The following is a 13,226-nucleotide window of genomic DNA, read 5'->3' as shown; positions in this document are numbered from 1 at the left end:
TGAGGCTCAGCGCGGCACAGCGGCGCTCTCGATAGCGCAGGCTTCGAGCATCAGGGGAACAGGCCCCGGATGGGCGGCGGCGAAATCCACCACGGCCTGGACGTCGCCGTCTTCGATCCGCCGGCCGTCCAGGCCGACGATGTGGCAAGTGCCGAGATCCGGCTGCCCGGGTTGGCAGGCCGGGGCGGCCGGATCGCCGCAGCCGGTGACCACCACGGCCCAGCGCCGGCCGCGCCAATAGAGCCATTGCCGTTCGATATCGAGCCCTGCCACCCTGGCCTTCTCGACGCCGGGCGGCGGCGGTGGCGGCGGCTGGGGCGGGCCCACGTCGGCGAGGGCCGGCAGGGCAGAGAGGCAGAGGGCGAGGACGATGGCGGAACGGATCATGGCGCGGCACCCGGCGGAGGAGCCAATCCTGCCATGACCGAGGCGGAAGCGCTGCTGTTCTCCATGGCGATCGAGGCGCCGTTGGCGGCCCTGGTGGCCGGTGCCGCCCGCTGGGCGGCGCCCTGGCGGGCCGGTCTGGCGCTGGCGATCGCGACCGGGGTGACCCATCCGCAGCTCTGGGCGCTGGCGCTGCTGGCCTATCCGCGTTTTGGTTATTGGCCTTCGATCCTGGTTCTCGAGGCGGCGGTCGTGTTGGTCGAGGCGGTGGTCGCGGGCTTCGTGCTGGGCTTGCGGCCCTATCGGGCGCTGCTGCTCTCGCTCGCGGCCAATGGCGCTTCCTTCGTCGTGGGCAAGCTGGTCTTCGGCTGAAGTCCGCCGCCAGCGATCAGGGCGAGCAGGGGCAGTTCGGCCCAGGCGTGGACCGAGGCGAGAATGCCGTAGAAACCCCGCGCCGCCGCGAAATCCCGGAGGAAACCGCCGAAGGCGACGAGGGAGCCGAGGGCGACCAGCCCGGCGAAGAGCGGCAGCCGCGGCCAGGGCACGAGGCCCCGTGCCCGACCCTGCAACAGCGGCAGGATCACGATGACGGCCAGGTAGTGCATGCCCTGGGCCGCGGCCGAGGCGGCGAAGAGATCGAGCGCGGCTGGCCCGTCGCGCCAGGGCGCGGGCACATAGACGTGGAGATGGGCGGCGATGCCGCCGCTGGCGAGCGGATCGAGCCCGGCATCGCCGAGGCCGAGCAGGGCACGCGGCCAGCCGCTGGCGATGATGAGCGGCAGGCCGACGAAGCAGAACAGCGCCAGCGCCATGGCCCCGCGCCGCCGCCCGCGCGGCAGGATTTCCCAAAGGAAGCCGAGCGGGGTCAGATTATGCCCGATCGAGAGCACCACCGCGGTGGTGAAGGGGGCCAGCGCCGTCGCCACGGCGAGCGGCAAGGCGGCCGCGAGGGCGGCCGGTGCCGCCCACCCGCCGCCCGCGACCAGCAGGATCAGGGCCGTCACGGTGGCGAGTTCGGCCATCAGGGCGGTCTCGACCGGCAGCAGCGCGAAGACCCCGGCGGCCCGGAAACCGGCCGCCACGGCGAGCAGCAGGGCCAGGCCGGCGACCTGCCCCGGCACCAGCCGCCGCCCGAAACGCCGGTCGACATAGGCGAATTCGCTGAGCACATGGGCGAGGCCGAAGCCCGCCAGCGTCACCGTATAGAGGGCGAGCGGGGCCACCGTGGCCGCGAGCGAGAGGCCGGCGGCGGCGAGCAGGAGCAGCAGGGCGAGGGCGGGCGGCATGGCGCCATCCTAATCCGTGACGGCGGTCACGGCGCGGGCGATCTCGCTTTGCCTTGGGGCGCCGGCTTGGCGATGCTGGGCGCACGAGGGAATCGTCCCGGACGCAGGATCGAGGCGGAGACATGAAAAAGACGGCAAACGCGCTGCGGGTGGCGGCGCTGGCGGGACTCATCGCGGTGGCGGGCCTGGGCGTGGCGCGGGCGGACGAAGTTTCGGACGGCCTCGCCAAGGCGGGCGAACTCTATGCCAAGGGCGACCTCGCGGGCGCCATGAAGGAGATCGGCTTCGCCAGCTCCGGCATCCAGAGCAAGCTGAACGACGCCTATGCCTCGACCCTGCCCGAGCCGCCGGCCGGCTGGACCGCCGAGGCGGTCGACGCCCAGTCGATGGCGATCATGGGCATGGGCCAGAACATCAGCCGCACCTATACCGATGCCAACGGCAATTCGGTGAAACTCTCGCTCGCCGCCGACAGCCCGCTGCTGCAATCGATGGGCATGGTCTTCGCCAATCCGATGATGGCGGCGCAGGCCGGCTTCACCCGGGTCCGGGTCGGCAGCGAAGAAGCCTTGATGCAGGACGACAAGCAGGCCAATTCGGTCCAGATCATGCTGACCCTGGGCGGCCGCCTGCTGCTCATGGCCGAAGCCAGCAATGTCCCGGCCGACCAGGTGAAGGCGCTGTTCTCGGCCTGGAAGATCGATCAGCTCAAGAAGCTGGCCGGGATCTGACACGAGCGAAGGGGGCCGGTCAGTCCGGCACCGTTTCGCCGTCGGCCACCTCGATCAGGAGAAGGGCCGGGCCGGCCGGGGCGGCGGGCGGGAAATCCGCGGCCCGGATGCCCGGACCCCGGCCCTCGATCCGGATCAGGGCGTCCTCGAAACCGGCATCGGTCAGGCTTTGAACCAGCAGCGTCGCCGCATTCCGCCCGGCCGACAGGGCGGCGAAACGGCCGGCCCTGTCGGTCAATTCGTGCAGGTGATGCGGATAGGCCCAGGGCAGGCCCCAGACCTCGACCGACGCCGCGTCCCAGCCGGCGCGGGCACAGGCGTCTTCGACCTGGCCGAGGCTCGGCACGCAGTCGACGGCATTCGGGGGGAAGGCGGCGCGCAGCGCGGTGGCGACGGGGCCGGGCAGCGGTGGCCCCTCGGTCAGCAGCGCGACCGGCTCGCCCGGGCGGGCGCGGAGGAGCGCCAGGAGGTCGTCCGCCGTCTCGGGCCACAGCATGGCGTCGCCCTGGATCTCGGGGGCGGCGGCAGCCAGGGCCGGCGCATCGCCGATCACCAGGAGTGCCGCGCCGACGCGCCGCCGGGCGATCGGGGCGAGCCCGGCGCCGTCGCAGCCGATCAGGAAGATCCAGGGATAACAGTCGTCCATGCCGGCACCACCCTATCGCGGGTAGTGCCGGCTGGAAAGATTCACGCGGTGGCGGGCTTTGCGCTGACCAGGCGCAGCACGTCGAGATAGTCGGGGGCGTCGTCCATGCCGGTGCGCGCCTTCACCAGCGCATGCATGCGCGGCAGGTGGTGATAGGGCACCGAGGGCAGCAGGTGGTGTTCCAGGTGATAATTCACATGGATCGGCGCCACGGTCAGGCGGGCCAGGAAGCCGGCCCGCGTGGTCCGCGTGTTGCGCAGCGGATGGTCGGAATATTCCGTGCAGGCGTGTTCGGCCAGGGCGCGAATGCGCACGAACAGGCTGTAGGTCGTCATATAGGCGGCGAACCACACGAGATAGAGCCAGGCGTGTCCGCTCGCCGCCAGGAGGCCGGCCAGCACCAGATTGGCGATCACCACGCCGGCCATGTTGCGGATGCCCTCGCGGGCGTAGTCGGTCCAGCGCCTTCCGTCGCGCGGGCGCCGCCGCGCCCCGCCGGAGACCGTATAGGTGAGCGCGCCGATGTCCATCAGGGCCAGGCCGAGGAGGCGCTTCAGCCCGGTCGCCCCGGTCAGGTCGCGGACGAATTTCCGCCTGAGCGAGGCGCGCGAGGTCGGGAAGGGGGCGACCAGGGAAAGGTCCGGATCCAGCTCCGAATTGGTGTGGGAATGATGCTGGACATGATGCTGGCGATAGCGCGCGACATCGTTCCACACCAGCCGGGCACAGAACCAGTCGCCCACGACGTTGTTCAGCGCCCGGGTCTTGAACAGGCTGTAATGGGCGGCCTCGTGCATCAGGATCGAGAGCGCGAGCTGGCGCCCGCCAAGCACGATCAGGCCGAGCAGGATGGTGGCCGGATTGGGCCAGAGCGCCATCACCGCGAAAGTGCCGGCGATGATGCCCCAGGTCGACAGCACCGCCCACCAGCCGGCCAAGTCCGACTTGGCGGTCAGGTCGCGGATCTCGTCACGCGTGAAAATGTCGGTCACGCGAAAGCGCGTGGTGCTCATGGTTGTCTCCTCCGTTTTGTGGGGCGGCGAACAGGCGCCGCCAGATGTCCCGCCCCGCCGCATCGAAGCGGCGCAGCGTGTCGATGAAATCGGCCCTCGCGCCGGCGTCGACCAGGGGTTCGGGCAGCAGCGGGTCGAACACCCATTGGCGGATCGCCTTGCCGCCCAGCAGGAAGGCTTCGCGTGCCGCCACCTCGACGTCGAGCCCGTCCGCCCGGGCGAGCCAGGCCTCGAGCGCCGCCTTCGTGCGGCGATAGCCGGCATCGAGCGCCGCCCCGTCCCACAGGGTGCGGATCGCCGCGTCCCGCGCCGGCTCGAAACCGGCGGCGGCGAAGACCGTGGCCGCCCGCTCCAGGCCGAGGGCGTGCAGGCGCTGGCGCACCCCGGCGACACCGCCGTCCAGATTGTCGGGCCGGAGGTACAGCCCCCGTTCCGCCTCGGCGAAGCCGAGCAGATGGAGCGCCCGGTCGCGCGCACGGAGGGCGGCCCGGTCGCTCCGTCCCAGCGCGCCGCAATGGACCGCGACATAGGCGCCGCTCCAGGGCACCAGGCGCCGGTCGGCGCTGCGCCAGGTGGCGAGGTCGCCCGCCAGTTCCGCTGCGGCCGGGCCGAGGCGATAGGCGCCGCGTCCCGCCCCCTCGATCATGCCGGCGGCGGCGAGACGGACCAGGGCGACGCGGGCGGCGGATTCGGCGATCTCGAACAGGGCGCAGCCGCGGATCGCCGCCTGGGCCGACAGGACATGGCCGTCGGCCGCCAGGAGGAATTCGAGGATCAGATTTTTCGGCTTGGGTGCCGAGGACATATTACGTTCCCAGTCGGATATCGCCTTCGTCTGTAATAATACAACGAATGGCGATGCCTGCTGTCAACTGTAATGAATCCAGATCGCGGCCAGGGCGACGGCGGCCCATTGAACGAGGCAGGCGCGGACATAGAGGGCGAGGGCGCGGCGGATGTCGGCGGCACCCGCCTCGGCCCTTCCATCGCCCATCCAGGCGTCGTCGGACAGGCGCTCGCCGTAGACCTTGGGTCCGTTCAGGCGAAGCCCCAGGGCGCCGGCCATGGCCGCCTCCGGATAGCCGCCGTTGGGCGAGCGGTGGCGCCGCGCGTCGCGGAAGACGGCCCGCAGGGCGCCGCGGGCCGAAGATCCCGGCAGCGCGAAGCAGGCGAGCGCCAGCCAGAGGGCGGAGAGGCGCGCCCCCGGCAGGTTGACCAGGTCGTCGATCCGGGCCGCGGCCCAGCCGAAGGCGGCGTGGCGCTCCGTCCGATGGCCGATCATGCTGTCGGCGGTGTTGATCGCCTTGTAGGCGGCGATGCCGGGCAGGCCGGCTGCGCCGCACCAGAGCGCGGGCGAGACGATTCCGTCCGAGAAATTTTCGGCCAGGCTCTCGATCGCGGCGCGGGCGACGCCCGCCTCGTCGAGCGTCTTGGTATTGCGGCCGACGATCATGGAAACCGCCTGCCGACCCGCCTCTAGCCCGCCGTTCTCCAGCGCTGCGGCGACCGCCGCGACATGGGTGTGGAGGCTTCGCTGCGCCAGCAGGGTGGAAGCCAGCAGGCCGAGGCCCGCCAGGGCGGCCAGAGGCGGCAGGAAGCGAGCCGCGAGGTCGGAGAGCAGGGCGGCGGGCAGCACCGCGACCGCCAGCACCAGCGCGAGGGCGGCGATGCCGTTCAGCCGGCGCAGCAGATCCGGCAGCTCGGGCTTGTTCTGGCTCCGGTCGAGCCAGGCGATCAGGGCGCCGATCCACATGACCGGATGGCCGATGCGGGCGACCAGCGCCTGCGGATAGCCGAGGGCCGCTTCGAGCGCCAGGGCGAGGGCGAGCAGGGTGAAGCTCGAATCGAAATGGGCCGCGATCGTCATGACCCGCAGCTAGCATGATTCGGCCTGTGGCGGCAGGCCCGCGTCGCCGCTGTTCAGTCTCGGGAACTCCTGTAGCATGGCGGAAAGACAGGCGATTCCGATGCGCGGGGAGCAGACATGGCGGGATTGATCTTCCGGAAAACCAGGGCACGGGCACCGCTTCGCCTGGGCCTCGCGGGCGGTGGCACCGATCTTTCCCCCTATTGCGACCAGTTCGGCGGTGCCGTGCTGAACGTCACCATCGACCGTTATGCCTTCGCCTCCATCATTCCGCGGAGCGACGGTCGCGTCTGCTTCATTTCGGACGATACCGGCGTCGAAGAGAGTTTCGAGGTCGACGAGCCGCTGAGCGCCGCCAAGCTGCTGCTCCACCGCGGCGTCTACCAGCGCATGATGGCCGATTTCAACGGCGGCAAGCGCGAGCCCATGACCGTTCGGACGACGGTGGACGCCCCGGCGGGCTCCGGCCTCGGCTCGTCCTCCGCTCTCGTCGTCGCCCTGGTCGATGCCCTTCGTGTCGTGCTCGGTGCCCCTCTCGGTCCCTATGACGTGGCGCGTCTCGCCTTCGAGATCGAACGGATCGACCTCGCCCTCTCGGGCGGGCGCCAGGACCAATATGCGGCGGCCTTCGGCGGCCTCAACTTCATCGAATTCCTGCGCGAGGACCGGGTGATCGTGAACCCGCTCCGCGTCTCCGATGCCATCTCCAACGAATTCGAATGTTCGCTGGTCACCTGCTTCTCCGGCCGTTCGCGCCAGTCGGCAGAGATCATCGACCGCCAGACAATGGGCCTGAAGACAGCCGATGCCCGCACGGTCGAGGCCATGGACCGCCTGAAATACGACGCCATCGAGATGAAGCGCGCCCTGTTGGTCGGCAGCATCACGCGCATGGCCGAGATCATGAACGATTCCTGGAAGTCCAAGCAGGCCACGGCGACCGGCGTCTCGACCGCCCGCATCGACGAATTGTTCGATGTCGCGATGCGCAGCGGCGCCCAGTCGGGCAAGGTCTCCGGCGCCGGCGGCGGCGGCTTCATGTTCTTCATCGTGACGCCCGAGAACCGCTACACCTTGATGCACGCGCTGAACGAGGCGGGCGGTCAGGCGACGCCGGTGAAATTCGTCAACCGCGGTAGCGAGACCTGGCATCTGTGAGCGAGAACATGCCGGCGAATGTGGCCCAGGCGGTCATCCTCTGTGGCGGGCTGGGCAGCCGGCTCGGCGCGCTCACGGCGGAGACGCCGAAACCCCTGCTGCCGGTCGGCGGCCGGCCCTTCCTCGAAATCCTGATCGAAGAGATCGCGCGCCAGGGCATCAGCCGCTTCCTGCTGCTGGCGGCCTTCGCCTCCGACCAGGTGCGCGCCTTTGCCGCCGCCCTGCCGGCGACGCTCGGCCTCGACATTTCAGTCGAGATCGCGGTCGAGCCGGACCGGGCCGGGACCGGCGGCGCCCTCTATCACGCGCGCGACCGGCTGGACGAAGTCTTTTACCTCTTCAACGGTGATTCCTGGTTCGACATTCCTCTGGCCGACCTGGCCCTGGCCCTGCCGGCGTCGGGGGAGGCGATCGGCGTCCTGGCCCTTCGCCGCCTGCCGGAGGCCGGGCGCTACGGCGTCGTCACCCTGGACGGTGACGTGATCGACCAATTCGCCGCCGCGGCGCCGCCCGAAGGCGGCCCGGCCCTGGTCAATGCCGGCGTCTATCTGTTCCGCCGCAGCCTGGTCGAGGCGCTCGCGCCCAATTGCTCGCTCGAGCAGGACGTGCTGCCCGGCCTCGCCCGGGCGGGGCGGCTGCGCGGCCTGCCGCGCGACGGCTATTTCCTCGACATCGGCATTCCGGCCGACTATGCCCGGGCGCAGGACGAGATCCCGGCCCGGCGGCGCAAGCCCGCCCTCTTCCTCGACCGCGACGGCGTGATCAACGAGGACCTCGGCCATGTCGGCACGGTCGAACGCTTCCATTGGGTGGCGGGCGCCAAGGCGGCGATCCGCCGGGCCAATCGGGCCGGCTATTATGTCTTCGTCGTGACCAACCAGGCCGGGATCGCCAAGGGTTACTACGACGAGGGTGACTATCGGCAGATCAAGGCCCATGTCCGTGCCGGCCTGGCCGAGGTGGGCGCCCATGTCGACGACGAGCGCTTCTGTCCCTATCATCCGGAGGCCAACGTCGACGCCTATCGCGGCAGCTCGGACTGGCGCAAGCCCGGACCCGGCATGTTGCTCGACCTGATGCGGCGCTGGCCGGTCGATGCCGCGCGCAGTCTGATGATCGGCGACAACGAGAGCGACCTCGCGGCGGCGGCGGCGGCCGGCATCCGCGGCCATCTCTTCCCCGGCGGCGACCTCGACGCCTTCCTCGCCCCCCTGCTCGGAGAGACGCCATGAGCGCCGGCTGGACCGCTTTCGCGCTGGAACTCGGAAAGTTGCGGCAGTGGCTGTTCGAGCAGGCGCTGCCGCTATGGTCGACGGTCGGCGTCGATCGTGCCGGCGGCGGCTTCTTCGAGAAGCTGACCCCGGCCGGTCATCCGATCGAGGAGCCGCGCCGCGCCCGCGTCACCGGGCGCCAGATCTATTCCTTCGCCATGGCGGAGAAGCTCGGCTGGGTCGGCCCGGCGCGCACCTTGCTGCGTTACGCCCTGACCAATCTCGAAACCCATTACCTGGGGCCGGCGGGACTGGTGATCTCGACCGTCGACCGGGCGGGCAAGGTCCTGGCGGCGGATTTCGACCTCTACGATCACGCCTTCGTGCTCTTCGGCATGGCGGCCGCGGCCTCGGTCGGCGAGCAGAAGGGCCGGCTGGAACGCCGGGCGATCGCGCTTCGCCAGGCCATGAAGGCGGGCTTCGGCCATCCGGTAGCCGGTTTCGAGGAAGCCAAGCCGCGTCGCCTGCCGCTCAAGGCCAATCCCCATATGCACATGCTGGAGGCGAGCCTCGCCTGGGCCGAGGTTTCGGCCGATCCGGGCTGGCCCGCGCTGGCGGACGAGATCGTCGAACTCTGTCTGGCGCGTTTCCTCGATCCCGCGACCGGGGCACTCCGCGAATATTTCGACGGCGACTGGCGCCTGGTCGACGATGCGGCGAACAGCGTGGTCGAACCCGGGCATCAGTTCGAATGGGCCTGGCTGCTCACCCGCTGGGGCCGGATGCGCGGGCGGAAGGATGCCCTCGCCGCGGCCGCGCGGCTGATCGCCATCGGCGAGGGTGCGGGGGTCGACCCCACGCGCGGCCTCGCCGTCAACGAGCTGAACGTCGATCTCTCGCTGCGCGACGGGCTTTGCCGGCTGTGGCCGCAGACGGAACGCATCAAGGTTCATGCGATCGTCGCGGCAACCGCGCCGACGGCGGCGGAGTCCGATACGCAAGCGGCGCTGGCCGCCCAGGCGGCACGGGGCCTGCGCCGCTATTTCGAGCATCCGGTGGCGGGTTCCTGGTACGAGCATCTGGGGCTCGACGGCAAGCCGCTGGCCGAACCCGCCCGCACCAGCAGCCTCTACCACATCACCTGCGCCATCGCGGAAATGACGGCGCAGGCAGCGTCCCGGGCTTAGTGCTGGCTCTCGGGCATGTGGACGGTCAGGCCGTCCAGCGCGTCCGAGACCGGGATCTGGCACGACAGGCGCGAATTCGCCTGCACGTTCTCGGCGAATTCGAGCATCGAGGTTTCGAGGTCTTCGGGCGGGTTCAGCTTGGCCTGCCATTCCGGCTGGACATAGACGTGGCAGGTGGCACAGGCGCAGGCGCCGCCGCAATCACCATCGATGCCGGGGATATTGTTCTTCACGGCGCCTTCCATCACGGAAAGGCCGGTCTTCACGTCCACTTCGTGACGGGTGCCGTTATGCTCGATGTAGATGATCTTCGCCATTTCGCCTGTCCCCGACGCAGCCCTTCAGGCCGCGACCTCCTTCATTGAAACACTGTCGTTGGAAAGTTTCGCGATGTCGATCGGCTTGGCCTGGCCGATCAGCAGTTTGCCGGCCATGAATTCCGGCGGTGCGTTCACCGCCTCCACGGCGACGATGCGGTCGCCCTTGAGGTGGAAGACGGCGAATTTGGCGGCCTCGACATGGCCGCGCACGACGATGCGGTCGGCATCGAAGGGAATCCCGGCGATCTGGAGCTTCAGGTCGTATTGGTCGGACCAGAACCAGGGCACTTCGGGCGCCGGCTGCTTGCGCCCGGTCAGGGCACTCGCCACCTGCTTCGCCTGTTCGAGGGCGTTCGGCACGGATTCGAGCCGGTGCATCCTGCCATAGAGCGGCAGCGGCCGGCGCGTAACGTCACCGATCGCGAAGATGGCGGGATCGGAGGTGCGCGCCTCGCCGTCGACCACGATGCCGTTGTCGATCGCAAGGCCCGCCGCCGCCGCCAGTTCGTCGTTCGGCACGGCGCCGACGCCGACCACCGCGGCATCGCAGGGCACGATGCGACCGCCCGACAGGCGAACCCCGGTGATGTGACCATTGGCGCCCTCGAAGCCCTCGACCCCGGCATCGAGTTCGAAGGCGACACCCTTGGCGCCGTGATAGGATTGGAAAAAGGCCGAAAGCTCGGGACAGGCGACGCGGGCGAGCACGCGGGATTCGCGCTCGATCACCACGGCGTCGGCGCCCAGCGCCCGGGCCGAGGCCGCGACCTCGAGCCCGACATAGCCGCCGCCGACGACGGCGAGGCGCTTGCCCGGACCGATCGCGGTTTTCAGCTTTTCGGCATCGGCGGCGTTACGGAGTTCGAGCACGCCGTAGAGATCGGCACCCGGCAGGGGCAGGCGGCGCGCCCTGGCCCCGGTCGCGATGATCAGCACGTCATAGGCCACGGTGCCGCTGTCCAGCGTCACGGTCTTGGCGGCGCGATCGATCGCCACGGCCTTGCTGGACAGGCGCAGGTCGATCCCCTGTTCGACATAGAAGCTCTCGGGCTTCAGCATCAGGCTGGCCGCGTCGGCCTCGCCCTTCAGCCAGGCCTTGGAGAGCGGAGGACGCTGATAGGGCGGCGTGGGCTCGTCGCCGATCAGCACGATCGGGCCGGCGAAACCGAACTGGCGCAGAAACGCCACGGCCGAACCGCCGGCGTGGCCCGCCCCGATGATGACCACGCGCGCGTCGGCGCCCAATGCCTGCTCCGTCACCCTTCTCTCCTCTCGTCGCTTCCAGCGCTCAGCGACTTCTCTAGCTCCTGGCGGCGTGGCCCCATATAACCGAAAAGATGGGCCGCCACCTTTCTCATCTGAATTTCTTCGGCGCCTTCGGTGATCCGATAGCGCCGATGGTGGCGATATATATGCTCGAAGGGCTTGTGGCGGGAATAGCCTAATCCGCCGTGTACCTGCATCGCCCTATCCGCAGCCTCGCAGACTAGACGGTTCGCCCAATAGTTGCACATGGACACTTTGTCGGAGAGGCGGCGCTCGACTTCAGGCTTCGGCATCTGGTCCATCTGCCACGCGGTCTTGCGGATCAGCAGGCGCAGCATCTCGGCCTGGGTCGCCAATTCGACCAGGGGGAACTGGATGCCTTGGTTCTTCGCCAGTTCTTCGCCGAAGGGCTTGCGCCGGCGGGCGTAGCGCACCGCTTCCTCGATGCAATAGGTGGCGGCGCCGAGGCTGGATGCCGCCTGGCGGATCCGGTTCTCGTGCACGAAATGCTGGGCGAGGGCGAGGCCGTGGCCGAGTTTTCCGAGGATTGCCGAATCGGGCACGAAGACGTCGCGGAACGAGACCCGCGGGTGGTCCGTCGGCATGTTGAAGGTCCAGAGATATTCTTCGATCGTGACCCCGGGCGCCTTGGCCGGCACCAGGAAGGCGGTGATGCCGGCAGCATCGCCCGGCTCGCCCGAGGTGCGGGCGAAGGTCAGGCAGTGGCTCGCCATATGCATCCCCGTGGTCCACATTTTCTCGCCGTCGATCCGGTAGCCGGGCAGGCTGCCGCGCGTCTCCGGCACCGCCACGGTCTCCATATGGGTGGCGTCGGAACCATGCTCCGGCTCGGTCAGGCCGAAGGCCAGGCGGTGGGTCTCGGCCAGCATGCCGGGGATGAATTCGGCCTGCTGCGCCGCCGTGCCGAAGTCGCGGAACATGAGCACGAAGGGATTGTTGGCGACGATCGAATGTTCGTTCTGCAGGTCGTTGTGCAGGCCCAGGCCCTTGGCCGCCAGATGCTCGCGAATGACCGCCATCCAGAGGTTGGAGCCGTCGCGCCCGCCATACTCGCGCGGCAGGGCGAAGCGGAGGTACCCGGCGGCATCGGCCTTGCGGCGCACGGTGGCCAGCAGGGCTTCCCATTCGTGGCGGGGCAGGCCGCCCGCCTCCCAATCGGTGCGTGCCCATTCGCGGCGATGGTCGAAGAAGCGGATATTGTCGTCCACCGCTTCCAAGGGGGCGATCTCGGCTTCGATGAAGGCGTCGAGTTCGGCCAGATAGGCGGTGAGGTCGGCCGGCAGGTCGAAATCCATCTCAGGCCCCTTGGTTCAGCGCGCGGTGCAGGCCGGCATATCTCGGCTGGTCGACCGCCAGCTTCTCGATCGCGGTGCGGCGCAGATGGTCGATCAGGCCCGGCGTGTCGAGCCCCAGCCGGCCCTCGGCGATGGCGGCCGCAAGGTCCCGGTTGCCGGTTTCGAGCGTGCCGCCAGGACCGAGCAGGGCGTCGAGCCGGGCCGCCTCCGCCGCGTCCGAAGCCGGTGCCAATGCGAGTTGCCGGCCAGCCAGTTCGAGGGCGCCGATCGAGACCCGGAGGTCGAAGGCGAGCCGGCCGTCCAATGCCGGCAAGACCTCGCCGCGCAGGAAATCGGCGACGGCGGCAAGGATCTCGGCGGGATCGGGTCTGTCCTGCATGGTCACATCCCTTCGGTGGTCAGCAGGTCGAGGAGGTCGATCTCGGTCTCGGAAGCACGGCGGGCGATCACCGCGCGTTCGACCGAACGATCGCCCCCGGTGAGAAAGCGATTGGCGCTCTCGGCGCAGATCAGGCCCCAGCGGAGCGTGCCCAGCACTTCCCAGAAGCGCACCGCGCCGGCATCGACCGGGGTGCCGCTCGCCGCCTCATAGGCCGCGAAAAGATCGTCCCGCGTGCCGAAGCCGCCCACAGGCGCAACACCTCCGAAACGCCAGGACGGCACGCAGAGCCAGCCGAGGTCTTCGAGCGGATCGCCCAGATGGGCCAGTTCCCAGTCCAGCACGGCACGGATACCGTCCGGTCCGACGATCAGATTGCCGTTCCGGAAATCGCCATGCACCAGGCGCGGCACGGCCGGCGCCGCCGGCAGATGCGCCTTCAGCCAGACCAGCGCCAGGTCG

16 protein-coding genes are annotated in these 13,226 nt (G+C 69.6%); 5 read left to right on the top strand and 11 right to left on the bottom strand.

Annotation, left to right across the window (positions count from 1 at the left end):
* Positions 1 to 6: 6 nt before the first annotated feature.
* Positions 7 to 387, bottom strand: coding sequence for a hypothetical protein (locus WC493_RS18270; RefSeq protein WP_373067105.1), 381 nt, complete (start codon positions 385 to 387; stop codon positions 7 to 9).
* Between the two features lie 33 nt (positions 388 to 420).
* Between WC493_RS18270 and WC493_RS18265 the strand changes: the two genes are divergently transcribed.
* Entirely contained in the window at positions 421 to 756 is a 336-nt protein-coding gene (locus WC493_RS18265; protein ID WP_373067103.1) for a hypothetical protein, read from the top strand.
* Here the strand turns inward: WC493_RS18265 and WC493_RS18260 are convergent.
* Positions 684 to 1,670, bottom strand: a complete 987-nt coding sequence (locus WC493_RS18260; protein WP_373067102.1) for a hypothetical protein — start codon at positions 1,668 to 1,670, stop codon at positions 684 to 686. The genes WC493_RS18265 and WC493_RS18260 overlap by 73 nt on opposite strands.
* 122 nt (positions 1,671 to 1,792) lie before the next feature.
* On the opposite strand from WC493_RS18260, the gene WC493_RS18255 reads away from it, so the two are divergent.
* Positions 1,793 to 2,401 (top strand): hypothetical protein, encoded by a 609-nt coding sequence (locus tag WC493_RS18255; protein ID WP_373067101.1) that lies wholly within the window; start codon positions 1,793 to 1,795, stop codon positions 2,399 to 2,401.
* A gap of 19 nt (positions 2,402 to 2,420) precedes the next feature.
* On the opposite strand, the gene WC493_RS18250 is transcribed toward WC493_RS18255, so the two are convergent.
* The 4 genes from WC493_RS18250 to cbiB form a co-directional block, all read right to left on the bottom strand.
* Positions 2,421 to 3,047: a hypothetical protein gene (locus WC493_RS18250; RefSeq protein ID WP_373067099.1), complete on the bottom strand. Its 627-nt coding sequence runs from the start codon at positions 3,045 to 3,047 to the stop codon at positions 2,421 to 2,423.
* Between the two features lie 41 nt (positions 3,048 to 3,088).
* Positions 3,089 to 4,060 (bottom strand): fatty acid desaturase family protein, encoded by a 972-nt coding sequence (locus tag WC493_RS18245; RefSeq protein ID WP_373067098.1) that lies wholly within the window; start codon positions 4,058 to 4,060, stop codon positions 3,089 to 3,091.
* A complete protein-coding gene (locus WC493_RS18240) occupies positions 4,017 to 4,865 on the bottom strand; it encodes a PaaX family transcriptional regulator C-terminal domain-containing protein (protein ID WP_373067097.1) in 849 nt (282 codons plus the stop codon). Before WC493_RS18240 ends, WC493_RS18245 begins: the two co-directional genes overlap by 44 nt.
* Before the next feature lie 63 nt (positions 4,866 to 4,928).
* Positions 4,929 to 5,927 carry an adenosylcobinamide-phosphate synthase CbiB gene (cbiB, locus tag WC493_RS18235; RefSeq protein ID WP_373067095.1) on the bottom strand — a complete coding sequence of 333 codons (999 nt, stop codon included), beginning with the start codon at positions 5,925 to 5,927 and terminating at the stop codon, positions 4,929 to 4,931.
* 117 nt (positions 5,928 to 6,044) lie between these two features.
* Here cbiB and WC493_RS18230 point away from each other — a divergent pair, with 117 nt between their 5' ends.
* The 3 genes from WC493_RS18230 to WC493_RS18220 are packed head-to-tail and all read left to right on the top strand — an operon-like array spanning position 6,045 to position 9,483.
* On the top strand, positions 6,045 to 7,085 hold the full coding sequence (locus tag WC493_RS18230) for a hypothetical protein (RefSeq protein ID WP_373067094.1): 1,041 nt from the start codon (positions 6,045 to 6,047) through the stop codon (positions 7,083 to 7,085).
* 8 nt (positions 7,086 to 7,093) lie between these two features.
* A complete protein-coding gene (locus WC493_RS18225) occupies positions 7,094 to 8,317 on the top strand; it encodes an HAD-IIIA family hydrolase (RefSeq protein ID WP_373067093.1) in 1,224 nt (407 codons plus the stop codon).
* The gene (locus WC493_RS18220; protein WP_373067091.1) at positions 8,314 to 9,483 is read left to right on the top strand and encodes an AGE family epimerase/isomerase; all 1,170 of its coding nucleotides are present in this window, start codon (positions 8,314 to 8,316) and stop codon (positions 9,481 to 9,483) included. The genes WC493_RS18225 and WC493_RS18220 overlap by 4 nt, the downstream gene beginning before the upstream one ends.
* On the opposite strand, the gene WC493_RS18215 is transcribed toward WC493_RS18220, so the two are convergent.
* From WC493_RS18215 to WC493_RS18195, 5 genes are all read right to left on the bottom strand, one after another.
* Positions 9,480 to 9,800: a 2Fe-2S iron-sulfur cluster-binding protein gene (locus WC493_RS18215; protein ID WP_373067090.1), complete on the bottom strand. Its 321-nt coding sequence runs from the start codon at positions 9,798 to 9,800 to the stop codon at positions 9,480 to 9,482. The two genes, WC493_RS18220 and WC493_RS18215, sit on opposite strands and share 4 nt — an antisense overlap.
* 24 nt (positions 9,801 to 9,824) lie before the next feature.
* Positions 9,825 to 11,063, bottom strand: coding sequence for an NAD(P)/FAD-dependent oxidoreductase (locus WC493_RS18210; RefSeq protein WP_373067088.1), 1,239 nt, complete (start codon positions 11,061 to 11,063; stop codon positions 9,825 to 9,827).
* Complete coding sequence (locus WC493_RS18205; RefSeq protein ID WP_373067087.1) at positions 11,060 to 12,385, bottom strand: acyl-CoA dehydrogenase family protein; 1,326 nt, start codon at positions 12,383 to 12,385, stop codon at positions 11,060 to 11,062. Before WC493_RS18205 ends, WC493_RS18210 begins: the two co-directional genes overlap by 4 nt.
* A gap of 1 nt (position 12,386) precedes the next feature.
* Positions 12,387 to 12,764 carry a DUF6285 domain-containing protein gene (locus WC493_RS18200; protein WP_373067086.1) on the bottom strand — a complete coding sequence of 126 codons (378 nt, stop codon included), beginning with the start codon at positions 12,762 to 12,764 and terminating at the stop codon, positions 12,387 to 12,389.
* A 2-nt stretch (positions 12,765 to 12,766) separates the two neighbouring features.
* Positions 12,767 to 13,226 (bottom strand): phosphotransferase family protein (locus tag WC493_RS18195; RefSeq protein WP_373067084.1); only part of this gene is annotated, 460 nt, incomplete at its 5' end.

This window comes from Zavarzinia sp. (assembly GCF_041650655.1).
GTDB lineage: Bacteria > Pseudomonadota > Alphaproteobacteria > Zavarziniales > Zavarziniaceae > Zavarzinia.
Note: the sequence above shows the minus strand (reverse complement) of the source record. Positions and strands in the feature narration are given on the sequence as shown.